We start from the raw sequence: 22177 nt of genomic DNA, 5'->3' as shown, positions 1-22177 counted from the left end.
TGTGCTCCATCATGCGGCCAGGCCCTGGGGCCGATACGTTTTGCTGTCCCAGATCTGCAGGTCGGCGCTGGTCGAGCCAAGGCGGCCATCCTCGAATTTCACCTGGGTCTCGATGTACTGCGTTGCCTTGCCCTCATACAGGGCGGAAATGAGCACCGCGTATTTTTCGGCGATGAATTTGCGGCGCACCTTGCGCGTGCGCGTCAGTTCGTCGTCGTCCGGGTCGAGTTCCTTGTGCAGCACCAGGAAGCGGTGGATCTGCGTGCGGTCCATCAGCGGATCGGTCGCCAGTTCCGCGTTGACCTGCTCGATGCAGTCGCGGATCAAGCCGTAGGTTTCGGTGCGCGCCGCCAGGTCGGTGTAGCCGGCATACGCGATGCCGCGCCGCTCCGACCAGTTGCCCACCGCTTCGATATCGATGTTGATGAAGGCGCATACCTGGTCGCGCGCATGGCCGAAGGCCACCACTTCCTTGATGAAGGGGAAAAACTTGAGCTTGTTTTCGATGTAGTTGGGCGCGAAGATGGCACCGCACGTCAGCTTGCCCACATCGGCTGCGCGGTCGATGATTTTCAGGTGGCCTTCGCTGTCGAACACGCCCGCGTCGCCCGTATGAAAGTAGCCGTCGGCATCGATCACTTCGGCGGTGGCTTCGGGACGCTTGAAGTAGCCGCTCATGGTGGCCGGCGACTTCACCAGCACTTCGCCATTGGCCGCCAGTTTGACTTCCACGCCCGGTGCGGGCAGGCCCACGCTGTCGAACTTGATATTGCCGTCCGGCTGCAGACACACATAGGCGCAGGTTTCGGTGGAACCGTACAATTGCTTCAGATTGACGCCGATGGAACGGTAGAAGCGGAACAGGTCGGGGCCGATGGCGGCGCCGGCCGTGTAGGCGACGCGCACGCGCGACAGTCCCAGCACGTTTTTCAGGGGACCGTAGACCAGCAGCTCGCCCAGCTTGTAGCTGAGGCGATCCGCCAGCGACACGGGCTTGCCATCCAGGATCTGCGCGCCGCAGCGCTTGGCCACGTCCATGAAATGGCTGAACATGTGGCGCTTGATGCTGCTGGCATCTTCCATGCGTATCATCACGCTGGTGAGCATGTTTTCGAACACGCGCGGCGGTGCAAAGTAGCAGGTGGGGCCGATTTCGCGCATGTCGATCATCACCGTGTCGCCCGATTCGGGGCAATTGACGGTGAAGCCGGCCACCATCGCCTGCGCCAGCGAAAACAGGCAGTCGCCCACCCACGCCATGGGCAGATAGGACAGGATGTCTTCGTCGTCGGTGAGCTTGTCGAAGGCCACGCCGCCAACGCCAGCGGCCAGCAGCGCCGTGTGGCTCTGGCACACGCCCTTCGGTTTACCCGTGGTGCCCGAGGTGTACAGGATCACGGCCGAGTCGCTGCCTTGGCCCGCTGCCACGGCGGCGTCGAAGAAGCCCGGATGCTCGCGGTCGTAGGCCCGGCCCAGCACCTGCAGGGCGGCAAAGGATATCAGCTCCGGCTGGCGGTAATGGCGCATGCCCCGTTCATCGTCGTAGGCGATGTGGGCGATGTGCGGATACAGGGCCTTGAGTTCGAGCAGCTTGTCGACCTGCTCCTGGTCTTCGACGATGGCGTAGCGGATTTCCGCATCCTGCAGCACATAGGCCATGTCGGCGGCCGGCGCATCCTGATACAGTGGCACGGGCACGCCGCCCAGGCTTTGTGCTGCCAGCATGGCCCAGTACAGGCGGGGACGGTTGTCGCCGATGATGGCCAGGTTCATGCCGCGCTGGAAGCCGATGGCAGCCAGGCCGCAGGCCAGCGCGCGCACCTCCTCGTTGACCTGGGACCAGGTCCAGGTTTGCCAGATGCCCAGGTGTTTTTCGCGAAAGGCGGGCTTGTCGGATCGTACTGTCCCGTGTTGCAATAAGCGCCGCGGAAAAGTCGGCATCGTTGCTGTGGTAGTCGTTTGCACCAGTGTCTCCCTGTTGCTTGTCTCAGGCTCCACCTCGTTGGATGGCGCTCTGTGTTTTTATGTATAAGGCGTTTGTGCAATGATAGTAGCCTGCGTTAGTTTGCCGAGTTGTCTTTTCGGGGACATTTACCCACTTTTCGATGGTGCATCGCACAATGACCTACCCTGATATCAGTTTGAAGGATGCCGTGCGCGCGGCCAACTGGGCGCAGCTGCTCGATCCCGTGCAAATGGCCCGCGTCGAAGCGGACGTGTTTGAAACCTTCGTGCCGAAAGGCGGTTTTGTCTGCCGCAAGGGCGAGCCGGTGGACAACTGGATCGGCGTCATCAGCGGCATGGTCAAGATGAATAATTTTTCCGCTTCCGGCAAGGCCATGACCTTCATCGGCGTGCCGCCCGGCAGCTGGTTTGGCGAAGGCTCGCTGCTGAAAAGGGAAATCCGCAAATACGACACCATGGCGCTGCGCGACACGCGCGTGGCGCGCCTGCCCGGCGCCACCTTTCACTGGCTGCTGGAAACGAGCCTGCCATTTACGCGGTTCTTGCTGATGCAGCTCAATGAGCGCCTGGGCCAGTTCATCGGCATGGTGGAAAATGAGCGCCTGCTCGACCTGAACACGCGCGTGGCGCGCTGCCTGGCCTCGATGTTCAACTCGCACCTGTATCCTGGCGTCGATACGCTGGTGCAGCTGTCGCAGGAAGAGATCGGCCTGTTGTCCGGCTCTTCGCGCCAGCGCGCCAACCAGGCCTTGCAGGTGCTGGAAAAAAAGGGTTTATTGCGCCTTGATTACGGCGGCATCCGCGTGCTGGACCTGGAAGGCTTGCGCCGCTACGAGGCCGATGATGGCGAATGATGCTTCGATGGACGACGTGCGGCACCTGACGGAGCAGCATTATCAATCGTTCCTGCAGGCGCGCCTGGCCGGCGCCAAGGCGCTGGCGCGGCTCGATGCGGCCATGCTGGCACGCCATGCCCTGCTGCCCATGCCGGTGACCCTGCGCGAACTGGCCCTGCTGCCGCAGCTGCGCGATGCCTCGCTGCTGGCGCTGGCCAGCTCGCCGCACAGCGCTCACTGGAGCCGCGACGACATCGGCGACACGGACCCCGCGCAGGTGCTGGCCGGCGACGCGGCGTATGCCGATTTTTCACGCCGTATCCTGGAAGAGGCGGCGCGCCACCTCGAAGCCATCCATGCCGGACAGCTGCCGTATGTGGCCGATGCGGCCTTCGCCACGGCCGATACCGGCATCCTGGCGCGTGCTGCGCGGGTGGCGTCCTATCGCGATGACGGCTGGTTCGCGCCCGTCATCGCCACCTTGCTGCCGCAAGCGTGTGTGGCGCCCGGCACGGCCAAAAGCGCGCCGTCGCAGTCGCTGGCCATGGCCCTCGGTCATGGGGTGGAAACCATCCCCACGCAGGCAAGCCTGGAAGCCCTGCGCGTGGCGCTGGACCAGGTGCGCCACGCGGGCATCCGTAAGAAACTCGAACGCAACCTGAAACCGGCGGAAAAGGCGTTACGGGCGCGCAGTGCCTTGGCCGGGCTAATCGCGGTATCATAGGCACTTCCCAGCACCGCTCTTTTCGGCCCCATGCAGACACCTGACCAATCCACTCCCGCCTCCCGTTTGTCGCAACTGCGCAGCGCCATGCGCGCGCAGCACATCGACGCCTGTATCGTGCCCTCGGCCGACCCGCACCTGTCCGAGTACCTGCCGGCGCGCTGGCAGGGCCGCGAGTGGCTGTCGGGCTTTACGGGGTCGGTCGGCACCCTGGTCGTGACGCAGGATGTTGCCGGCGTGTGGACCGATGGCCGCTACTGGGAGCAGGCGGAAACGGAACTGGCCGGCAGCGGCATCGTCCTGAAGAAAATCCCGTCCGGCGCCAGCGTGCTGTATATCGACTGGCTGGGCGAGACCATGCAGCCGGGGCAGACGGTAGCCGTCGATGGCGCCGTGCTGGGCCTGGCCAATGCGCGCCTGCTGCAGCAGGCGCTGGGCGAGCAAGTGACCCTGCGCACGGATATCGATCTGCTGCAAGCCGTCTGGCCAGAGCGCCCGGCCATGCCCGCCGCGCCCGTGGTTGAACACGCGGCGGCGTATCCATCGCTGTCGCGTATTGAAAAACTGGCGGCCCTGCGCGCCAGCATGGCGGCGCACGGCGCCAGCCACCACGTCATTTCCACCCTCGACGATATCGCTTGGCTGTTCAACCTGCGCGGCGCCGACGTCAGTTACAACCCTGTCTTCCTCGCGCATGCGCTGGTGGGGCCGGAGCGCGCCACCCTGTTCGTCGCCGACGGCAAGCTGCCCGCCGCCCTGCGCGCTACCCTGGAAAGCGAAGGCGTGGACGTGGCCGCGTATGACCGTACTGCGGCCGTGCTGGCCGCGCTGCCGGCTGGCGCCACCTTGCTGCTGGACCCGCGCCGCATCACGTTCGGCACGCGCCAGGCCGTGGCCGAGGGCGTGCGGGTGGTCGAAGCCATCAATCCCACCACCCTGGCCAAGTCGCGCAAGACGCAGAGCGAAGCGGCGCACGTGCGCGCCGCCATGCAGCAGGATGGCGCCGCGCTGTGCGAATTTTTCAGCTGGTTAGACAGCACCCTGGCCGACCCGCAACGCGCACCGTTGACGGAAATCGGCGTCGACGAACACCTGACGGCATGCCGCGCGCGCCGCGCGCACTTTGTCAGCCCCAGTTTCGGCACCATCGCCGGCTTCAATGCGCATGGCGCCATCATGCATTACCACGCCCATGCGGATTCGGCCGCCACCATCGAAGGCGACGGCTTGCTGCTGATCGATTCGGGCGGCCAGTACCTGGGCGGCACCACGGATATCACGCGCGTGGTCCCCGTCGGCACGATCACCGCCGAGCACAAGCGCGATTTCACGCTGGTCTTGCGCAGCATGATCGCCCTGTCGCGCGCGCAGTTCCCGCGCGGCGTGAAGTCGCCCATGCTCGATGCGATTGCCCGCGCACCGCTGTGGGCCGAGGGCATCGACTTTGGCCACGGCACGGGCCACGGCGTGGGGTTTTTCCTGAACGTCCATGAAGGCCCGCAATCGATTTCCCAGTCCGCCATGCCGGAGCCGCAGACGGCCATGGAGATCGGCATGATCACTTCCATCGAACCGGGCATTTATCGCCCTGGCCAGTGGGGTATCCGTATCGAGAATCTGGTATTGAACGTTCCCGCAGGGACGACGCAGTTCGGGGAATTCCTGCGCTTCGAAACATTGACCTTGTGCCCGATCGATACGCGCTGCGTCGAGCGCTCGCTGTTGCGCGACGACGAGGCGGCCTGGCTCAACGATTACCACGCCACCGTGCGCGCACGTCTGGCGCCGCACCTGACCGGCGACGCGCTGGCGTGGCTGGAACAGCGCACGGGAGCCATCTGATGCGTTCGACCCGCGCCACGTCCGCCATCGAGCGGCTCAAGGAACGCACCGGCCACCGCCTCTACACGATGGCGCGCACGGGCGATGAACTGTTTTTCCTGACCGAAGGCCCCGGCTTGCCGCCCCTGTGCCCGCCGCTGGAACTCGATGCCTTTGTCGCCTTCGTGAATGGACTGGGACCGCAAAAGGCGCGCCGCGTCAGCAAGCTCGATGTGGCGTTTGAAAAGCAGCTGACGAAAAAGCCCTAGATGCCGACCATCGACTTCCTGCGCGCGTATTGGTCGCCGGCCGAGCTGGCAACGAATGGCGTGATTCTGCTGAACCTGTTGGGCGCGTTGCTGCTGGGCTTGCTGGTGGGCTATGAGCGCTCGTATCACGGGCGCGCCGCCGGCATGCGCACGTATGGCCTGGTTTGCATGGCTTCGGCCGCGCTGACGGTGCTGGGTGGCTATCCGGAGTTCTGGTATGGCGGCCATGGCACCATCGTCGGCAGCGACCCGACGCGTATCATCCAGGGTATCGTCACGGGCGTGGGTTTCCTCGGCGCCGGCGTCATCATGCGTGAAGGCTTCAATATCAGCGGCTTGACGACGGCCGCCTCGATCTGGGCCTCGTCCGTGATCGGCATCATGGTCGGCATCGGCTTTTATCTGTCGGCCATGGGCCTGGCCTTCATGTGCGCGATGGCGATGATTTTTCTGTCAAAATTGGAGAACTGGCTGCCGTCGCGCCACGCAGTGGCCATCACCATGCGCTTCAAGCAAGGCTTTGTCCCGCGCGAAGATGCGCTGCGGCGCATGGCTGCCAAGCGCGGCTACGACATCGCCGGCGGCTCGCTGACCATCGGCAGCACCGACGGCATGCAGGAATGGCGCTTTGTCGCCATCGCGCATGGCAAGAACACGGGCGCCAGCCTGTCGGCCATGTCGGCCGAACTGGCCGCCTTCGAAGGTATCGCCGGCTTCCAGCTGTCGCACGCACGCAACTGAAAAGGATGGACATGGATGCACAGGCCCAAGACGTACTCGATTTCTGGTTCCTGCCGCCGGATAACCCAGACTATGGCCAGGCGCGCGTGGAATGGTTCCGCAAGGATGACGGCTTCGACGCGCAGATACGCGCGCGTTTCGGCGCCCTGATCGATGTCGCCATCGAGGGCGGCTTGCGCGCGTGGGATGCGACGCCGCACGGCGCACTGGCGCGCCTCATCGTGCTCGATCAGTTGACGCGCAATGTCTATCGGGGCACGCCGCGCGCCTTTGCCGGCGATGCCCAGGCGCTGGCGCTGGCCGTCGCCCTGACGCAGGCGGCGCAGGACCAGCTGCTGCCACCGATGCTGCGCGCTTTTGCCTACCTGCCGTTCGAACATGCGGAAGACCTGGCCATGCAGGCGCGCGCCGTCGAATTGTTCCAGCTGCTGTCGCAGGCGCAGCCCGGCTTTGAGGGCATGCTCGATTATGCCGAGCGGCACCAGGAAGTGATCGCCCGCTTTGGCCGTTTCCCGCACCGCAACGCCATCCTGGGGCGCGCTTCCACGCCGCAAGAGGTGGAATTCCTGCGCCAGCCGGGATCGAGTTTTTAGAAAATCATCATGAATGTCACTTTGAATATCATCGGCGCCGGCCACGTGGGCCGCGTGCTGGGCCGTCTGTTCGCCGGCATGGAAGGTGTCGCCGTGCAGGACGTGCTGACACGCTCGATGGCCTCGGCGCAAGCGGCCGTCGCTTTCATCGGCGCCGGCACGCCCGTCGCCAGCTATGCGGCCCTGCGCCACGCCGACGTCACCATGCTGGCCGTCTCCGACGACCAGATCGGCCCGGCCTGCGCGGCGCTGGTGGCCGAGGGACGCCAGGCGGGCGCCATCGTGTTTCACTGCAGCGGCGCGCTGGCGTCGAACGTGCTGCTGGCGGCCACGCAGGCCGGCGCGTCGGTGGCCAGCGCGCACCCGATCCGCAGCTTTGCCGACCCGCAGCAGGTGGCCGCCACCTTTGACGGCACGTTTTGCGGCGTCGAAGGCGATCCGCTGGCGCTGGCCTTCCTCACGCCGGCCTTGCATGCCATCGGCGCGCGCCCCGTGCCCATCGACCCGGCCGCCAAGACCCTGTATCACGCCGCTGCCGTGTTTGCCAGCAATTACCTGGTGACGGTGCTCGACGCCGCCCTGCGCGCCTATCAGGCAGCCGGCATTGCCGAGCCGGTGGCGCGCGAGCTGGCCCAGCCTTTGGTGATGGAAGCGGTGGCCAATGTGTTCCGCCTGGGCGCCGCGCCCGCCCTGTCCGGCCCCATCGCACGGGGCGACTCGGCCACCGTGCAACGCCAGCAACTGGCGGTGCAAAGCTGGGATGCCGCCACGGGCGAGTTGTACCGGGCGCTGGTGGCGCCCACGCAAGACCTGGCCAGGCGCAAGCGCGGGGGATGACTCAGGCGGCGTGCACGCCGTTACGGCCGTGATGCTTGGCCTGGTACAGGGCGCTGTCGGCGCGCGAAAAGAAGGTTGACTCGCTTTCGTCGCGCCGGTATTCGGCCACGCCCAGGCTGATCGTCACCGGTAGCTGCGGCGCGGGCAGGCCGAAATCGTGCCGTTCGACGGCGGCGCGCAGGTTTTCCGCCACGTCCAGCGCCTGCGCCAGGCTGCAGTTATTCAGCAGCACCAGGTATTCCTCGCCGCCCCAGCGCGTGATGACGTCGCTTTCGCGCACGCTGGCGCGCGCCACGTCCGCCACGCCACGGATGACCTTGTCGCCCCACAGGTGGCCGTGGGTATCGTTGACGCGCTTGAAGAAATCGATGTCGAACAGGATGGCCGACATCGGCTGCTCGTTGCGTTTGGACAAGAGCATGGCGCGCTGGAACAGCAATTCCAGCGATTGGCGGTTCAGCAAGCCCGTCAGCGCATCCGTCGAGGCGATGCGTTCGATGCGGCGCTGGTAGCGGTTCACCGTCAACAGGGTCAGCAGCAATACCAGCAGGGTGACGCCAAAGCTGATGGCCAGATTCAGGATGAACACGCCCTGCAGCGACTTGACTTCGTCGCTGACATTCTGCTCGACCACCAGATACCAGCCCAGCTCGGGAATGAAACGCGAGTTGACGAGGATTTGTGCACGGCCCAGCTGGTACGACAGATGCGTCGGTGCGCTCTGGTGGTTGATGATCTGCTCGGCAATGCTGCTCACGCCAGGCAAATTGCGGATGTTGCCGCGACCCTCGCGCATGGTCTTGCCCGCCAGTACCAGGGCACCGGCGCCGTCGACAAAGTAGATGTTGCGGTGGAAGCGCGCCTGGTAGCGGTCGATGATGTGGCTCATGGTGTCCAGGGTCAGGCCGATGCCCGTGGCGCCGATGAACTGGCCATCGTAATCATAAACGCGGTGGTTGATGAAGATGGTCATGCTGTCACGGTTGGCCATGTCCACGTCGACATTGGTTTCATAATCGGTGCTGTCCATGGCGCGCACGCGGTAGTACCAGAGGTCGCGCGTCGCTTCCGGGCTGACGGATTTCAGCGTGCCTTCAGCATAATAATATTTGCTGCTCTTGTCCGAGACGAGAAAGCTGGTGATGGCGCCGTATTTCTTCTTGACCTCGGCCAGGTAGCGCACGATCTGCGCCGGGTTGCTTTCGCCGGCGAGTATCCAGTCGCGCACGAAGGTGTCGTGCGCCATCAGCGACGAGATGAAGACGGGGCGCAGCATGTCCTTCTGGATTTCCGAGTAAATGTTGTCGCCCGTCAGCGGCAAGGTCTGGTCGGCGATGCCATGCTCGATGGCCTGGCGCGAGGCCAGGTAGCTGGCCAGGCTGGTGGCCATGAAGCCCGCCCCCAGGATCAGGGTCAGGAGGATGAGCAGGCGGTACTTGATCGACAGAAGGCGCATGGAGACGTGAAAGTGGCAGGCGGGAAGGCAATCTTTACGCAAGCCAAAAGTATGCAGCAGGCCGGGTATTGGCGCAATGATAACTGGCTTTATTGATAATTTGCGCCGGTATCCGCGACAAGATAACCACGACTTACCAAATAAAAGTACCGATTTGTCGACAAAGATGCAAATTAGCAATAAGATTTGACGATGGGAATCAATGCGCACCGCCCCTGTCTTGCCGTCCGTTTCAGGCGCAGGACACCACGCGCAGGGAGTGTAGTATGTTATTTTTAAAGAGTACGTCTGTCAGCAAGGCCTCCGGCATTTATGAGGTCGACATCGCCGCCAAACCACCGGGCAAGACCTTTGGCATTTTCCTCGCCACCGATCCCGATCATCCACCGCATGCCTTGCTGGGACAATTGAAGGTGCTCGGCTACGAGAACACCTATAGTTCCCCCTACCTGCACAAGGATGGGGGCAAGGTGCTGGATTTGCATTTCCAGAAGGATGGCACGGATATCTTCAAGGGCTGGAAAACCGAGGAGTGCACACTCAACCTGGCGGCCATCACGGTCCTGTTCGAGGAGCACGGCATCACCATCGCGCCGCGCGTCATGTCGATGGCGGAAGCCTACGCTTAAACGCCTATCAAAACCTACTGCGCGTCGGTATAGGCGGCCTGCGATCCTCACTGCCTCGGCGGCCCCGTGCATTCGCACAGCTCCGCTTCTCAGCCACCTCTCCCTTCCGCTCGCTACGGTTTTGTTTGGCGTTTTAAGTAGCGTCAACCCGCCTCCACGCCAATGTGATATAGCGCCCACGGGCAACTGGCGAAACGCTCGGCCAGGGGCAGTGCCGCCACGGCCGCGATGCGGTCGGCATCATGGATAGCCCATAGCGGCCCCAGTCCGCCCAGCGCCATCGCCTGCCCGTCGAGGTGGGTGGCGACCATAAAACGCTGCGCGCGCGCCTGTGCCACCGTCAGCGCCGCCGCATAGCCATCGACGGCGCGCAGCAGCAGGCGCACATCATCTTCCTCCGGGGCGCCCGCCGCCTTCAAGACATCGACCAGCAGCGGCCCGCGCAGGGCATGCGCCTTGCCATCGTATTCCAGGGTGGGGTGGATGGTGCGCGCCGGCAAGTTCGTCAGCGCCGCAAAGTCGAATGCCCGCGCCCGCTCAAAACTGATTTTCTGCTTGTGCATCATCTGGTCGCGCACGGCGTCGAACGGACCCCGGTTGGGTTTGGCGATGCTGCCCGTGATGGTCAGCAAGGCCGGACCGCGCAGGCCGGCGGGCGCCGCCCGGGCGATGGCAGGCAAGGCGGTGGCCGCCATGGCGGCGGCGAGAAACTGGCGTTTGTGCATGCACCTCTCCTGTTCGTCTGAAATTCAAATTGTTCTTAAGTCTATCTTAAGTTCGCTCAACGGGGCGCATTTTGCGCTTATTGTCAGTTTTGAATCTCTGCTTACATCTTGTCACAGTTCTTACGGAATGGAGAAAGACGTAGCTTTTTTCGACTGTTATTGTGTGGTCATCGCACTTCGCTGAACTGCGAATCCAGGCACCATTCACTAATTGAAAGAGAGAACATGATGAAGAAGAAAATCCTGTTTGCAATGATCGCTACGACTACTGCACTGACCGGCATGAGCGCCGCGCACGCCGAAGGCGCCTATGTGGGTGCCGGCGTCACGGGCAATCGCTACAATTTTGATATTCCTGGCGCCACCAGCGCCGATAATCACAGCGGCTACAAGGCCGGCGCCAAGATCTTCGCCGGTTACGATTTCGATAAAACCTGGGCGGTCGAGGGCGGCTATGCCGATTTCGGCAGCAAGGATTACAGCTATGTCACCGGTGCCGGCAACGGTTCCGTGAAAAGCGACTCGCACGGCTACTACCTGGCCGGCAAGGCCAGCATGCCGGTGAGCGAGAAAGTCGGCGTGTTCGGCAAGCTCGGTGTGGCCAAGGTCAAGAATAGCCTGAGCGGCACGGGTCTGTCGACCGGCATCAGCGGCAACGACAAGACGGGCGTGTACGCTTCCGTCGGCGCCCAGTACGCGATCAACGAGAAAGTCTCGCTGACGGCGGAAGTGGAACACTTCGGCAAGAGCGCCGACCAGGGCCGCAAGGCCACGGGCCTCGCTTTAGGCGCACGCTACAATTTCTAATCGCTTAGAAATGTGCTGAAAAAAAAGGCAGTTACCGCGAGGTAACTGCCTTTTTGCATTGCTGCACCCGATTTATACGCTGAGCGGCTTGTAGCGGATACGTTTTGGCTTCGCGCCTTCGTCACCGAGGCGTTTCTTCTTGTCAGCTTCGTATTCCTGATAGTTGCCGTCAAAGAAGGTGACCTGCGAATCGCCTTCGAATGCCAGGATGTGCGTGGCGATACGGTCGAGGAACCAGCGATCATGCGAAATGACCATCACGCTGCCGGCAAATTCCAGCAAGGCGTCTTCCAGCGCGCGCAAGGTTTCCACGTCCAGATCGTTCGACGGTTCATCGAGCAACAGGACGTTGCCGCCCATCAAGAGGGTTTTTGCCAGGTGCAGACGGCCACGTTCACCGCCGGACAGATTGCCGACGATTTTTTGCTGGTCGCCGCCCTTGAAGTTGAAGCGGCCCAGGTAGGCGCGCGACGGCATTTCGAAGCGGCCGACCGTCAACATGTCGGCGCCGCCGCACACGTCCTGGAAGACGGTCTTGCTGTCCGACAGCGAGTCGCCGCGATTCTGGTCGACGATGGACACGCGCGCCGTCTGGCCGATGGCCACTTCGCCGCTGTCCGGCTGTTCCTTGCCGGTAATCATCTTGAACAGGGTCGACTTACCGGCGCCGTTGGGGCCGATGATGCCGACGATGGCGCCTGGTGGTACGGTAAAACTCAGGTTATCGATCAGCAAACGGTCGCCGAACGCTTTCGACACGTTCTTGAACTCGATGACGTCATTGCCCAGGCGTTCGGCCACGGGAATGAAGATTTCCTGCGTTTCGTTGCGCTTCTGGTATTCGTGCTCGGACAGCTCGTTGAAGCGGGCCAGGCGGGCTTTCGACTTGGCCTGGCGCGCTTTCGGGTTCTGGCGCGACCATTCCAATTCCTTCTGCAGCGCCTTCTGGCGCGCCGATTCCGTCGATTCTTCCTGTTTCAGGCGGGCTTGCTTCTGCTCCAGCCAGGTCGAGTAGTTACCTTTCCATGGAATGCCGCTGCCGCGGTCCAGCTCCAGGATCCACTCGGCCGCGTTGTCGAGGAAGTAGCGGTCATGGGTGATGGCCACCACGGTGCCGGGGAAGCGCAGCAGGAATTGTTCCAGCCAGTCGACCGATTCCGCATCCAGATGGTTGGTCGGCTCGTCGAGCAGCAGCATGTCGGGCTTGGACAGCAACAGCTTGCACAGCGCCACGCGGCGCTTTTCACCGCCGGACAGCACGCCGATGCTGGCATCCCAGGGCGGCAGGCGCAGCGCGTCGGCGGCCATTTCCAGCTGCAAATTCAAGTTGCCGCCGTCGGAAGTCGAGATGATCGCTTCCAGGCGTGCCTGTTCCGTGGCCAGGGCGTCGAAATCGGCGTCTTCCTCGGCATACGCGGCGTACACGGCTTCCAGTTTGGCTTGCGCTTCGAATACTTCGCCCAGGCCCGATTCGACTTCCTGGCGCACGGTTTTTTCCGGGTCCAGCTGCGGTTCCTGCGGCAGGTAGCCGATGTTCAGGCCCGGCATCGGCACGGCTTCGCCCTGGATGTCGGTGTCGATGCCGGCCATGATTTTCAGCAGGGTCGATTTGCCGGAGCCGTTCAGGCCCAGCACGCCGATCTTCGCGCCTGGGAAGAAGGAGAGGGAAATATCTTTCAGAATCTGGCGCTTGGGCGGGACGATTTTGCCCACGCGATTCATGGTGTAGACGTAATTTGCCATTAGAAATCTCGGGTGATATACAAAGACGGACAGGATACGGTAAACGCCCGCTTCCGGCCAGCGCTGTACGCTGCCGGAGCGGGTCGGTCAGGCGGCCAGGCGCGCGCGGCGGCTGTTCCACAGCCCTTCGGCCGCGTACAGGCCCAGCGCCGTCCAGATGACCAGGAAGCCCAGCATGCGTTCGGGCGTGAACGATTCGTGGAAGACCCACACGCCGATCAGCAGCTGGCCCGTGGGGGCGATGTATTGTAATAAGCCCAGCACGGCCAGCGGCAGGCGGCGCGCGCCGGCGGCAAACAGCAGCAGGGGGATGGCCGTGATGGGGCCGGACGCCAGCAGCAGCGCGCGCGTGGCGGACGAGTCAGTATTGACGAAGCCGCTCTGGCCGTGCCAGGCCAGCCACAGCATGTAGGCCAGCGCCAGCGGAAACAAAATCAAGGTTTCGAATGACAGGCCTTCCAGCGCACCGAGCGCGGCCGTCTTGCGCAGCAAGCCATAGCCGCCGAAGGTGGCCGCCAGCAGCAGCGCGATCCACGGCACTTGCCCCGCCTGCCAGGTGAGCCAGGCCACGCCGCAGGCGGCCAGGCCGATGGCCAGCCACTGCAGGCGGCGCAAGCGCTCGTGCAGCAGCATAAAGCCCAGCATGACATTGATCAGGGGCGTAATGAAGTAGCCGAGGCTGGCGTCGACCACGTGGCCGTTGTTGACAGCCCAGATATAGATGAACCAGTTGGCGGACAGCAAAAACGCACTGGCGACGAAGCCGGCCACGACCCTGGGCTGCGCTTTCAGGCTGCCCAGCCAGCCCCACTGGCGGCGCACGGTCAGCACGATGCCTAGAAACAACAGAGACCAGACCATGCGGTGCGCCAGGATTTCCTGTGGTGCGATCTCGCCGATGGCATGGAAATACAGGGGAAACAGGCCCCAGCACAGGAAGGCGAGGGAGGCGTACAACATGCCTGGATTCATGATGGGGTTCGCTGGAGAGTAGACAGTCTGTCATTATGGCTGAAAACATCGGGGGCTGCCCGGCGCCGCTGGCGAGGCGTAGAATGGCAACAAATCAATGGCCGCAAGCCCGCGCAGCAAGGCGGAGCGGTACAAAACCACGACTTTGGGGCAGCTGCGGAACCATGCAAAAATACTCTTGCTATTTGCTAATACCTATCATATTGTGCGATGCAACAAAACAAAAACGGGTGCAATCTTGACGTCGGAACATAAAAAAAGCAGCCTGGTCGGCTTGACACTGGCTGCGGTCGGCATCGTCTACGGCGATATCGGCACCAGTCCGCTGTACACCCTGAAGACGGTCTTTGACCCGGCCCACGGGCTGGCAGTGACGCATAACAACCTGCTGGGTATCGTTTCGCTGATCTTCTGGGGCCTGACCCTGATCGTGTCGCTGAAATACGTGACCCTGGTGCTGCGTGCCGACAACCGCGGCGAGGGCGGCATCATGGCCCTGATGGCGCTGGTGCTGTCGTCCGTCAGCAAGTCTTCACGCTGGCATGTGCCGTTGATGGTGATCGGCGTGTTTGGCGCCACCCTGTTCTATGGCGACAGCGTGATCACGCCGGCCATTTCGGTGCTGTCGGCGATCGAAGGCCTGGAAGTGGCCACGCCTGCCTTCAGCCCGTACGTGGTGTGGCTGACGATCGCCGTGCTGGTGGCGCTGTATTCGGTGCAGTCGCACGGTACGGCCGGCATCGGCCGTTTCTTTGCTCCCATCATGGTGATATGGTTTGTCGCGCTCGCCTGTATGGGCGTGATCAACATCATCAAGTCGCCAGGCATCCTGGCCGCCGTCAATCCGCTGCACGCGGTGGCATTCCTGTTGGACAATGGCCGCATCGCCTTCCTGTCGCTGGGCGCCGTGGTGCTGGCACTGACGGGCGCCGAGGCGCTGTACGCGGACATGGGCCACTTCGGCAAGAAGCCGATCCGCATGGCCTGGTTCCTGATCGCCTTTCCCGCGCTGGCGCTGAACTACCTGGGCCAGGGCGGCTTGCTGCTGGCGCACCCGGAAGCCATTTCCAATCCGTTCTACCAGCAGCTGGGCGCCTGGAGCGTGTATCCGCTGGTGATTTTGTCGACCATGGCCACCGTGATCGCATCGCAGGCGACTATTTCCGGCACCTTCTCGATGACCAAGCAAGCCATCGCGCTGGGCTTTTTGCCGCGCATGCGCGTGCGCCACACGTCGGAAAGCGAAATCGGCCAGATTTACATTCCTGCCGTCAACTGGCTGCAGCTGGCCGTCGTGCTGCTGGCCGTCGTCGGTTTTGGCTCGTCGGAAAAGCTGGCCGCCGCCTACGGCATCGCTGTCACCGCCACCATGCTGTCCACCACGATCCTGACCTTCTTCGTCATCCGCTACCGCTGGAAGATGAATTTGCTGCTGTGCTGGGCCGCCACGGGCTTCTTCCTGTTCATCGATGTGAACCTGTTCGCGGCCAGTTCCCTGAAACTGTTCCACGGCGGCTGGTTCCCGCTGTTGCTGGGCGCCGTCCTGTTCATCATCATGCTGACCTGGAAACGGGGCCGCCAGCTGGTGTTCCAGAACCTGGAAAAGCACGCGATCCCGCTCAACGAATTCCTCTCGTCGCTGTTCATCGCGCCGCCGCTGCGCGTGCCCGGCACGGCCATCTTCCTGCGCGGCGAAACGGATGGCGTGCCGCATGCGCTGCTGCATAACTTGCTGCACAACAAGGTGCTGCATGAGCGCGTCATTTTCCTCACCGTATTCATGCATGAAGAGCCGTGGGTGTTGCCATCCGAGCGCGTGCGCGTGGTGGAACTGGGCCACCAGTGCTACCAGGTGAATGTGCATTACGGCTTCAAGGATGAACCGGATATTCCGGCGGCGCTGGCGCAATGCGCCGAGCAGGGACTCGATTTCGAGATGATGGAAACGTCGTTCTTCATCGCGCGCCAGACCATCATCTCCACGCCGGGACATGGCATGATGCCGTGGCGCGAGCACCTGTTCGTCACCATGTCGCGCAATGCGCGCACGGCGGCCGATTACTATCAGATCCCGAGCAACCGGGTGATCGAACTGGGTACGCAGGTGGAAATCTAGATATTGTGACAATGTTGTGTCGACGCAGCATTTAACGCCGAGCTTACGTCTGCTTACAAATGGGCCCGGCGACACCTGTTAAACTCCAGCCCGTACCGGTCCGCACCGTACGGGCCCCAGTCACACACTAATATTTAAAGGGAAACCATGAAATCGGTATTTCAATTGATCGCCACGCTCGCATGTGCCGTGGCCCTGACCGCCTGCGGCGCCGCCGCAAACACGGAAAAGCCGGTCGTGCTCGACCCGAATACGCAAGTGAAAGAACTGCTCATTACCAATCCGGTGGTCGGCACCGGCACGGAGGCGGCAGCGGGCGATACCCTGGATGTGCTCTACACGGGCTGGCTGTATGACGCGAGCAAGCCGGACAACAAGGGCAAGCAGTTCGAGACAAACATGTCTGGCCCGGCTTTGCCTTTCCAGCTGGGCAAGGGTCTCGTGATCCTGGGATGGGACCGCGGCCTGGTCGGCATGAAGGTGGGCGGCACCCGCATCCTGTCCATTCCGTATGACCTCGGTTATGGCAAGGTGGGCAAGCCAACGGCGATTCCTGGCTACGCGGGCTTGCTGTTTGAAGTCAAGCTGATCGGCGTGACGAAAAAGTAAGCACACGCAAGGCAGCTGATACCAGGGGCGATTCCACGGAATCGCCCTTTTTGCTTTGCGGGCCATGTCTGCGTCACGCTGGCGCCAGTTCCTGGAAGTAATACGAGGCGCCGCCCAGATCGGCTGGCGCGTCATATTGCAGCACCTGCGTGCGGCGCAGCGCCACGGGGGCGCTGAAGGCGGGGCCATCGTAGACGAAGGTGTGGAATTCGCCGTTTTCGCCGCAGGCGTCGACGCCGGGCGGCAGGTCGGCGAGGAAGGAAGCGTCGAACTCGCGCCCGCAAAATTCGCGTGGCAGGTGCTGGCCATTGATGCACACGACGATGGCCTTGAAGCCGGCGGCGAGAAATTCGTCGACCAGCGCGCGCCGCGCTTCGCCCCACAGGGGCAGATGTGCCGTCAGGCCGGCCGCGGCGCAGACTTTTTCTTCCCAGTCGCGGTGCGGCTGCAGGTCGATGTCGCCAAACAGGGCGTGCGCTATGCCATCGTCTTTCGCTGTGCGCAGCATGGCGATGAATTGTTCCTCGTAGCTGGCCCAACTGGCGTGATAGCGCTGCAGGCGCGCCCCCAGGCTGGCTGCCTGCGCTTCGAGCAATTCCGGCGGCACGCCGTGCGAGCGCGATTTGCGGCCATCTTCATCCATGGCCGTGATCAGCAGCGGCACGCGCATGCCGGCGTTGCGCGCGCGCCACAGGGCCAGGCAGGAATCCTTGCCGCCGCTCCAGGAAATGAGGGCCGTCGTCATGCTGCCGCCTGCGCCGCGCGCAGCATGTCGACGTGCTGTATGCCGTCTTCGTCGTAGGGCGCGCTGACGGTGACAAAGCCGAACGACTGGTAGAAGCGCTCCAGGTAGTGCTGCGCACCGATGCGAATGGCGTGGCCAGGATGCTGGCGTTCGGCACGCGCGATGCCCTCAAGCAGCAGTTGCTTGCCGGCGCCCGTGCTGCGCGCCTCGGGCGCCGTCAGCACGCGGCCCAGCGACATTTCCACGTACTTGGCGCCGGGCGCCAGCACGCGCAGGTAGGCGGCCAGCCGGCGCTGGCCATCGACCGTTTGCCAGCCCAGCAAGTGCATGGCTTGCTGGTCATGGCCATCGAGGTCCGGGTAAATGCACTGCTGTTCGATGACGAACACGCGCTGGCGCAAGGCCAGCACCTGGTACAAAGCGTGGGGGCCGAGTTCGTCGAAGGTTTGCCATTGCCAGGTGATCATCGCTGTTCCAGGTTGTCAGGGAAAAGCGTCATTTTAAAGCGGCAGATGAAAAAAAACCGCGCTGCCTTTCGGGCAGCGTGGCTTTTGATGTGTAAACCTCTGGCTTACCGCGCCTGACAGAAGCGTAGCGAGCGGCAGTGATTTGTGGCCGAGAAGCGCAACCGTGCTGGAGCACGGTGAGCATCGCCGGCCGCAAAGCGCGACGCGCAGTAGCTTATGTCAGGTGCCATCATACGATGGTCAGGGTAACGTCGATGTTGCCGCGCGTGGCGTTCGAGTACGGGCACACGATGTGGGCGGCGGCGACCAGCGCTTCGGCGGCGGCGCGCTCCATGCCCGGCAGCGAAATTTTCAGTTCCACTTCGATGCCGAAGCCCGTGTCGATGGCGCCGATGCCGACGTTGCCTTCGATGGACAGGTCTGCCGGCAAGGCGATCTTGTCGCGGCCACCGACGAATTTCATGGCGCCGATGAAGCAGGCCGAGTAGCCGGCGGCGAACAGTTGTTCCGGATTGGTGCCTACGGCGCCATTGCCGCCCAGTTCTTTCGGCGTGGTCAGCTTGACGTCCAGCACATTGTCGGACGACACGGCACGGCCTTCGCGGCCTCCGGTGGCGGTGGCTTGTGCGCGGTACAGGACTTGTTTGATCGACATGGTGGTTTCCTTGAGTAAATTAAATAGTTAACGACTAAATAGTGTGCTACTTGTTTCATGGGCTAGTGCCCCAGGATGCCCGTCTGCAGAAGCGATTGCCGGCGTCCATGTGCTCAATATATATCGTGCACTATTTAATTGCAAGCGATTTTATTTTCGGGCGACGCATATTTGTGCTTTATTTTCTTGCCTTTGTCGCCAGTATTGCCCTTCCGTCGCATAATGGCCACCGTCGCCGGGGGCGATGGTTATGCTGGGCCCACTTCACACCCCAAGGAAAAAATCATGACTAGCCTCTTCTTTATCCTGCGCATCACCTTGGCCACGATGCTCACTTACATCATCGCCATGGCGATTCTGGTCGAGAATTTTCTGCGCTATATCTTCGGGCATACGGAAGGCTTTTTTGTCATCGTCGGCGCGCTGCTGGCCAGCGCCGTCATCACGAATGCGTTTTCGCATGTGCGGCGCGTGCGCCTGATCGCCGGCACCGTCAATGCCGGCACGCTGTCGAGCCGCCAGCGGCGCCAGATCGAGATCCCGTTCGAGGCGGGCGAGGTATTCGACATGATCGACGCGGCCATCCGCGAACTGCCGGGCAGCGAAGTGGTCGAAAGCGCGCGCGACAGCCTGCAGGTGCAGGCTAGAGTGCGCCGCGCGGCGCCGTACACGCACACGGGCTTGCCCCGCATGCGTCTGCTGGGTTTTCTGGAGCCGCGGCCGAACCAGATCCTCGCCACCGTTACGCCAAATGGCGAGGCGGGCAGCGTGACCCTGATCTGCGAGCCGGCGCGCAATGCCTGGACCGACTGGTTCCTCGTCGACCATGGCAGCAACCTGGAAAACGCGGAAGCGGTGACCCGGGCGATGACGCGCCGCGTGGCGCAGCGCCGCCGCGGCGAGCAGGCCGAGGCACGTCAGACGGTGACGGAAAAGGAACTCACGGTGGCCAAGCTGAGCCTGCTGCATGCGCAGGTCGAGCCGCACTTCCTGTACAACACCCTGGCCAGCGCGCAGCTGCTCACGCGCAGCGACCCCGTGCGCGCCGACGAGATGCTGGGCAATCTGATTTTGTACCTGCGCCATTCGCTGCCGCGCACGGAGCAAGCCATGTCGACCCTGGGCACGGAGCTGGAACGGGCGCGCGCCTACCTCGATATTTTGAAAATCCGCATGGGCGCACGCCTGAACCTGCAGATTGAGGTACCACAATACCTGCGCCAGGCAGAGCTGCCGCCGATGATGCTGCAAACCCTGGTGGAAAACGCCATCAAGCATGGCCTGGAGCCGAAGAGCGGCGGCGGCACCATCTGGATCATGGCGCGCAGCGGCGATGGCACGGTGATCGTCACGGTGGCCGACGACGGCAAGGGTTTCAGCGACGACGGCGCCGGTACGGGCATTGGTTTACGCAATGTGCGCGAACGCCTGCGCCTGACCTACGGCAATGCCGCCGCGTTTGCCATAGTCGCCAATTTCCCCGATGGTGTGACGGCCACCATCACGGTGCCTGACAGCACGGCGCAAGGAGTGTCGTATGGATGAAACCTTGAGCGGCATGACCTGCGTCATCGCCGAAGATGAAAGCCTGCTGCGCGATGCGCTGGTGGCCCTGCTGACCGAAGAGTGGCCGTCACTGCGCATCGTCGCCGCCTGCGACGACGGCGGCACGGCGCTCGACGCCATCGCCACCCTGCGACCCGACGTTGCCTTCCTGGATATCCGCATGCCGGGTTTGACGGGGCTGGAAGTGGCCGCTGGCGCGCTCGACGCCAGCCCCGCCACCCAGGTGGTGTTCGTCACCGCCTACGACCAGTACGCGATCGATGCCTTCGACAAGGGCGCCGTCGATTACTTGTTGAAACCCATCGCCCGCGAGCGCCTGCAAGCGACCTTGCAGCGCCTGCAGGCGCGGGCCGGCAAGGGAACGGTGGGCGACGGCGCGCTGGCTGGCTTGCTGCAGCAATTGAGCCGCGCCTTGCCGGCGGCGGCCAAGTCGCCGCCGCTGGTGTGGCTGACGGCCAGCAGCGGCAAGGATACGCGCCTGATCATGGTGGAAGACATCGCCTACTTTCAGTCCGATACCAAGTACACGGCCGTCATGACGGCGGACGGCGAGGCGCTGCTGCGCAAGCCGATCCGCGAACTGCTCGACGTGCTCGATCCGGCCATTTTCAAGCAGATTCACCGTTCCACCATCGTCAACATGAAGATGGTGGCGTCGGTCACGCGCGACGAAGTGGGACGCGGTGTGTTGCGCCTGAAAACGCGGCCGGAAACCCTGGCCGTGAGCCAGCCGTTCATGGCCTTGTTCCGGAATATGTAGAGCTGCTAAAGCCGGGGTCAGACCCTCAACACCGCTAACGCCAGGCTCACCGTCAACGTGGACGGGGGGCTGACCCCAGAATTACTCCGCGGTCTCAAAACCTTCAAGCACATTGACGACATTGATACCCAGTTCCTTCACCGCATAGCCGCCTTCGAGGATGAAGGCGGTGGGCAGGTTCAGATGCGCCAGGCGTTCGCCCACGCGCAGGTAGTCGCCGCTTTGCAGGGCGAAGTGCGACAGCGGGTCGCCGGCGAAGGTGTCGACCCCGAGCGACACCACCAGCGCGTCGGGCGCGTACATATTGATGCGCAGGCAAGCCGTTTCCAGCGCGGCGAACCAGCTGGCCGTGGTGCTGCCGGCCGGCAGCGGCAGGTTGACGTTGTAGCCGAGCCCCGCGCCGCTGCCCGTTTCATCGGCGTGGCCCAGGTAAAACGGGTATTCGCTGCGCGGGTCGGCGTGGATCGAGGCGAACAGCACGTCGCTGCGCGCATAGAAAATGCTCTGCGTGCCGTTGCCGTGGTGATAGTCGATGTCGAGGATGGCGACCTTGCTGGCGCCGTCGTCGAGCAGGTGCTGCGCGGCCAGGGCCGCGTTGTTCAGAAAACAGTAGCCGCCAAAGAAATCGCTGCCCGCATGGTGGCCCGGCGGGCGCGTCAGGGCGAACGTGGCGCGTTCTCCCAGGCGCAGCGCATGCGCCGCGTTGACGGCGCAGTCGGCGCCCGTCTTGGCCGCCGTCCATGTGCCGGCCGTCAGCGGCGTGCCATTGTCCATCGAATACAGGCCCAGCTTGGCCGTGAAGTCGTCCGGTTCGATATCGCTGCGCAAGGTGCGCACGGGCCACACGGATGGCAAGGCATCCTTGTTGGTATTGTCCGGGTCGAGCGCCAGCCAGTCGTGCCAGGCGTGGCGCAGGAAGTGCAGGTAACGGGGCGTGTGGATGCGCTCCAGCGACGTCAGTGGTACACCGTGCGGCGTGACGATGCGGCCCAGGTTGCGCCGTCCCAGTTCGGCCACCACCATGTCGGCCCGTTCGGGCGTTTCGAAGCAGGGTACCATGGTGCCGCGAAATAGCTCGAAGCGGCCCCGGTGCTGGCTGTGCAATTCATTGTAGAAGGTCAGCATCGGGGCGTTTTGTGCA

Annotated in this window: 22 protein-coding genes; 13 read left to right on the top strand and 9 right to left on the bottom strand. The window is 63.1% G+C overall.

The genetic code is table 11. The features are described from left to right. Positions 1-9: 9 nt before the first annotated feature. Positions 10-1941, bottom strand: coding sequence for an AMP-binding protein (locus CLU93_RS11125; protein WP_099761112.1), 1932 nt, complete (start codon positions 1939-1941; stop codon positions 10-12). A gap of 179 nt (positions 1942-2120) precedes the next feature. Here CLU93_RS11125 and CLU93_RS11120 point away from each other — a divergent pair, with 179 nt between their 5' ends. Genes CLU93_RS11120 through CLU93_RS11090 form a run of 7 tightly spaced genes read left to right on the top strand, consistent with a single transcriptional unit; the run spans position 2121 to position 7786 of the window. After that, the gene (locus CLU93_RS11120; RefSeq protein WP_071079960.1) at positions 2121-2819 is read left to right on the top strand and encodes a Crp/Fnr family transcriptional regulator; all 699 of its coding nucleotides are present in this window, start codon (positions 2121-2123) and stop codon (positions 2817-2819) included. Next, complete coding sequence (locus tag CLU93_RS11115) at positions 2806-3525, top strand: hypothetical protein (RefSeq protein WP_099761111.1); 720 nt, start codon at positions 2806-2808, stop codon at positions 3523-3525. The genes CLU93_RS11120 and CLU93_RS11115 overlap by 14 nt, the downstream gene beginning before the upstream one ends. Before the next feature lie 30 nt (positions 3526-3555). Next, positions 3556-5367 (top strand): aminopeptidase P family protein, encoded by a 1812-nt coding sequence (locus tag CLU93_RS11110; RefSeq protein WP_099761110.1) that lies wholly within the window; start codon positions 3556-3558, stop codon positions 5365-5367. Further along, positions 5367-5615 carry a hypothetical protein gene (locus CLU93_RS11105; RefSeq protein ID WP_071079957.1) on the top strand — a complete coding sequence of 83 codons (249 nt, stop codon included), beginning with the start codon at positions 5367-5369 and terminating at the stop codon, positions 5613-5615. Before CLU93_RS11110 ends, CLU93_RS11105 begins: the two co-directional genes overlap by 1 nt. Further along, a complete protein-coding gene (locus CLU93_RS11100) occupies positions 5616-6356 on the top strand; it encodes an MgtC/SapB family protein (RefSeq protein ID WP_071079956.1) in 741 nt (246 codons plus the stop codon). Between the two features lie 5 nt (positions 6357-6361). Beyond that, positions 6362-6949, top strand: a complete 588-nt coding sequence (locus tag CLU93_RS11095; RefSeq protein ID WP_099761109.1) for a DUF924 family protein — start codon at positions 6362-6364, stop codon at positions 6947-6949. Between the two features lie 9 nt (positions 6950-6958). Then, the gene (locus CLU93_RS11090) at positions 6959-7786 is read left to right on the top strand and encodes a Rossmann-like and DUF2520 domain-containing protein (RefSeq protein ID WP_099761108.1); all 828 of its coding nucleotides are present in this window, start codon (positions 6959-6961) and stop codon (positions 7784-7786) included. 1 nt (position 7787) lies between these two features. On the opposite strand, the gene CLU93_RS11085 is transcribed toward CLU93_RS11090, so the two are convergent. Further along, on the bottom strand, positions 7788-9242 hold the full coding sequence (locus CLU93_RS11085) for a sensor domain-containing diguanylate cyclase (RefSeq protein ID WP_099761107.1): 1455 nt from the start codon (positions 9240-9242) through the stop codon (positions 7788-7790). A 266-nt stretch (positions 9243-9508) separates the two neighbouring features. Between CLU93_RS11085 and CLU93_RS11080 the strand changes: the two genes are divergently transcribed. Further along, the gene (locus tag CLU93_RS11080) at positions 9509-9871 is read left to right on the top strand and encodes a hypothetical protein (RefSeq protein ID WP_099761106.1); all 363 of its coding nucleotides are present in this window, start codon (positions 9509-9511) and stop codon (positions 9869-9871) included. Between the two features lie 143 nt (positions 9872-10014). Here the strand turns inward: CLU93_RS11080 and CLU93_RS11075 are convergent, their stop codons facing one another. Continuing rightward, a complete protein-coding gene (locus CLU93_RS11075) occupies positions 10015-10596 on the bottom strand; it encodes a molybdopterin-dependent oxidoreductase (RefSeq protein WP_099761105.1) in 582 nt (193 codons plus the stop codon). Between the two features lie 225 nt (positions 10597-10821). Between CLU93_RS11075 and CLU93_RS11070 the strand changes: the two genes are divergently transcribed. Continuing rightward, positions 10822-11403, top strand: coding sequence for a porin family protein (locus CLU93_RS11070; RefSeq protein ID WP_099761104.1), 582 nt, complete (start codon positions 10822-10824; stop codon positions 11401-11403). Positions 11404-11475: 72 nt separating this feature from the next. Here the strand turns inward: CLU93_RS11070 and ettA are convergent, their stop codons facing one another. Next, entirely contained in the window at positions 11476-13146 is a 1671-nt protein-coding gene (ettA, locus tag CLU93_RS11065) for an energy-dependent translational throttle protein EttA (protein ID WP_099761103.1), read from the bottom strand. An 87-nt stretch (positions 13147-13233) separates the two neighbouring features. Beyond that, on the bottom strand, positions 13234-14118 hold the full coding sequence (gene rarD / locus CLU93_RS11060; protein WP_099761102.1) for an EamA family transporter RarD: 885 nt from the start codon (positions 14116-14118) through the stop codon (positions 13234-13236). A 238-nt stretch (positions 14119-14356) separates the two neighbouring features. On the opposite strand from rarD, the gene CLU93_RS11055 reads away from it, so the two are divergent. Together CLU93_RS11055 and CLU93_RS11050 are read left to right on the top strand one after the other, a co-directional pair. Beyond that, positions 14357-16234, top strand: coding sequence for a potassium transporter Kup (locus CLU93_RS11055; RefSeq protein WP_099761101.1), 1878 nt, complete (start codon positions 14357-14359; stop codon positions 16232-16234). Positions 16235-16381: 147 nt separating this feature from the next. Next, positions 16382-16843: an FKBP-type peptidyl-prolyl cis-trans isomerase gene (locus tag CLU93_RS11050; RefSeq protein WP_099761100.1), complete on the top strand. Its 462-nt coding sequence runs from the start codon at positions 16382-16384 to the stop codon at positions 16841-16843. Between the two features lie 73 nt (positions 16844-16916). Here the strand turns inward: CLU93_RS11050 and CLU93_RS11045 are convergent, their stop codons facing one another. From CLU93_RS11045 to CLU93_RS11035, 3 genes are all read right to left on the bottom strand, one after another. Continuing rightward, the gene (locus CLU93_RS11045; RefSeq protein WP_099761099.1) at positions 16917-17588 is read right to left on the bottom strand and encodes a diphthine--ammonia ligase; all 672 of its coding nucleotides are present in this window, start codon (positions 17586-17588) and stop codon (positions 16917-16919) included. Then, a complete protein-coding gene (locus CLU93_RS11040; RefSeq protein WP_099761098.1) occupies positions 17585-18055 on the bottom strand; it encodes a GNAT family N-acetyltransferase in 471 nt (156 codons plus the stop codon). The genes CLU93_RS11045 and CLU93_RS11040 overlap by 4 nt, the downstream gene beginning before the upstream one ends. A 229-nt stretch (positions 18056-18284) precedes the next feature. Further along, the gene (locus tag CLU93_RS11035) at positions 18285-18710 is read right to left on the bottom strand and encodes an organic hydroperoxide resistance protein (RefSeq protein WP_035823589.1); all 426 of its coding nucleotides are present in this window, start codon (positions 18708-18710) and stop codon (positions 18285-18287) included. A 285-nt stretch (positions 18711-18995) separates the two neighbouring features. Here CLU93_RS11035 and CLU93_RS11030 point away from each other — a divergent pair, with 285 nt between their 5' ends. Together CLU93_RS11030 and CLU93_RS11025 are read left to right on the top strand one after the other, a co-directional pair. After that, on the top strand, positions 18996-20255 hold the full coding sequence (locus tag CLU93_RS11030) for a histidine kinase (protein ID WP_099761097.1): 1260 nt from the start codon (positions 18996-18998) through the stop codon (positions 20253-20255). Next, on the top strand, positions 20248-21036 hold the full coding sequence (locus CLU93_RS11025; protein WP_243420087.1) for a LytR/AlgR family response regulator transcription factor: 789 nt from the start codon (positions 20248-20250) through the stop codon (positions 21034-21036). Before CLU93_RS11030 ends, CLU93_RS11025 begins: the two co-directional genes overlap by 8 nt. Before the next feature lie 81 nt (positions 21037-21117). Here CLU93_RS11025 and CLU93_RS11020 read toward each other — a convergent pair whose 3' ends face one another. Then, on the bottom strand, positions 21118-22161 hold the full coding sequence (locus CLU93_RS11020) for a histone deacetylase family protein (RefSeq protein WP_099761096.1): 1044 nt from the start codon (positions 22159-22161) through the stop codon (positions 21118-21120). Positions 22162-22177 lie beyond the last annotated feature (16 nt).

Origin of the sequence: Janthinobacterium sp. 35 (assembly GCF_002754575.1) — a bacterium.
Lineage (GTDB): Bacteria > Pseudomonadota > Gammaproteobacteria > Burkholderiales > Burkholderiaceae_D > Janthinobacterium > Janthinobacterium tructae.
This window is presented reverse-complemented; position numbering and strand designations above follow the sequence as displayed.

Coding starts and splice junctions, on each gene's coding strand:
- CLU93_RS11125 (WP_099761112.1), bottom strand. CDS start 1,941: ATGCCGACTTTTCCGCGGCGCTTATTGCAACACGGGACAGTACGATCC.
- CLU93_RS11120 (WP_071079960.1), top strand. CDS start 2,121: ATGACCTACCCTGATATCAGTTTGAAGGATGCCGTGCGCGCGGCCAAC.
- CLU93_RS11115 (WP_099761111.1), top strand. CDS start 2,806: ATGATGGCGAATGATGCTTCGATGGACGACGTGCGGCACCTGACGGAG.
- CLU93_RS11110 (WP_099761110.1), top strand. CDS start 3,556: ATGCAGACACCTGACCAATCCACTCCCGCCTCCCGTTTGTCGCAACTG.
- CLU93_RS11105 (WP_071079957.1), top strand. CDS start 5,367: ATGCGTTCGACCCGCGCCACGTCCGCCATCGAGCGGCTCAAGGAACGC.
- CLU93_RS11100 (WP_071079956.1), top strand. CDS start 5,616: ATGCCGACCATCGACTTCCTGCGCGCGTATTGGTCGCCGGCCGAGCTG.
- CLU93_RS11095 (WP_099761109.1), top strand. CDS start 6,362: ATGGACATGGATGCACAGGCCCAAGACGTACTCGATTTCTGGTTCCTG.
- CLU93_RS11090 (WP_099761108.1), top strand. CDS start 6,959: ATGAATGTCACTTTGAATATCATCGGCGCCGGCCACGTGGGCCGCGTG.
- CLU93_RS11085 (WP_099761107.1), bottom strand. CDS start 9,242: ATGCGCCTTCTGTCGATCAAGTACCGCCTGCTCATCCTCCTGACCCTG.
- CLU93_RS11080 (WP_099761106.1), top strand. CDS start 9,509: ATGTTATTTTTAAAGAGTACGTCTGTCAGCAAGGCCTCCGGCATTTAT.
- CLU93_RS11075 (WP_099761105.1), bottom strand. CDS start 10,596: ATGCACAAACGCCAGTTTCTCGCCGCCGCCATGGCGGCCACCGCCTTG.
- CLU93_RS11070 (WP_099761104.1), top strand. CDS start 10,822: ATGATGAAGAAGAAAATCCTGTTTGCAATGATCGCTACGACTACTGCA.
- ettA (WP_099761103.1), bottom strand. CDS start 13,146: ATGGCAAATTACGTCTACACCATGAATCGCGTGGGCAAAATCGTCCCG.
- rarD (WP_099761102.1), bottom strand. CDS start 14,118: ATGAATCCAGGCATGTTGTACGCCTCCCTCGCCTTCCTGTGCTGGGGC.
- CLU93_RS11050 (WP_099761100.1), top strand. CDS start 16,382: ATGAAATCGGTATTTCAATTGATCGCCACGCTCGCATGTGCCGTGGCC.
- CLU93_RS11045 (WP_099761099.1), bottom strand. CDS start 17,588: ATGACGACGGCCCTCATTTCCTGGAGCGGCGGCAAGGATTCCTGCCTG.
- CLU93_RS11040 (WP_099761098.1), bottom strand. CDS start 18,055: ATGATCACCTGGCAATGGCAAACCTTCGACGAACTCGGCCCCCACGCT.
- CLU93_RS11035 (WP_035823589.1), bottom strand. CDS start 18,710: ATGTCGATCAAACAAGTCCTGTACCGCGCACAAGCCACCGCCACCGGA.
- CLU93_RS11030 (WP_099761097.1), top strand. CDS start 18,996: ATGACTAGCCTCTTCTTTATCCTGCGCATCACCTTGGCCACGATGCTC.
- CLU93_RS11025 (WP_243420087.1), top strand. CDS start 20,248: ATGGATGAAACCTTGAGCGGCATGACCTGCGTCATCGCCGAAGATGAA.
- CLU93_RS11020 (WP_099761096.1), bottom strand. CDS start 22,161: ATGCTGACCTTCTACAATGAATTGCACAGCCAGCACCGGGGCCGCTTC.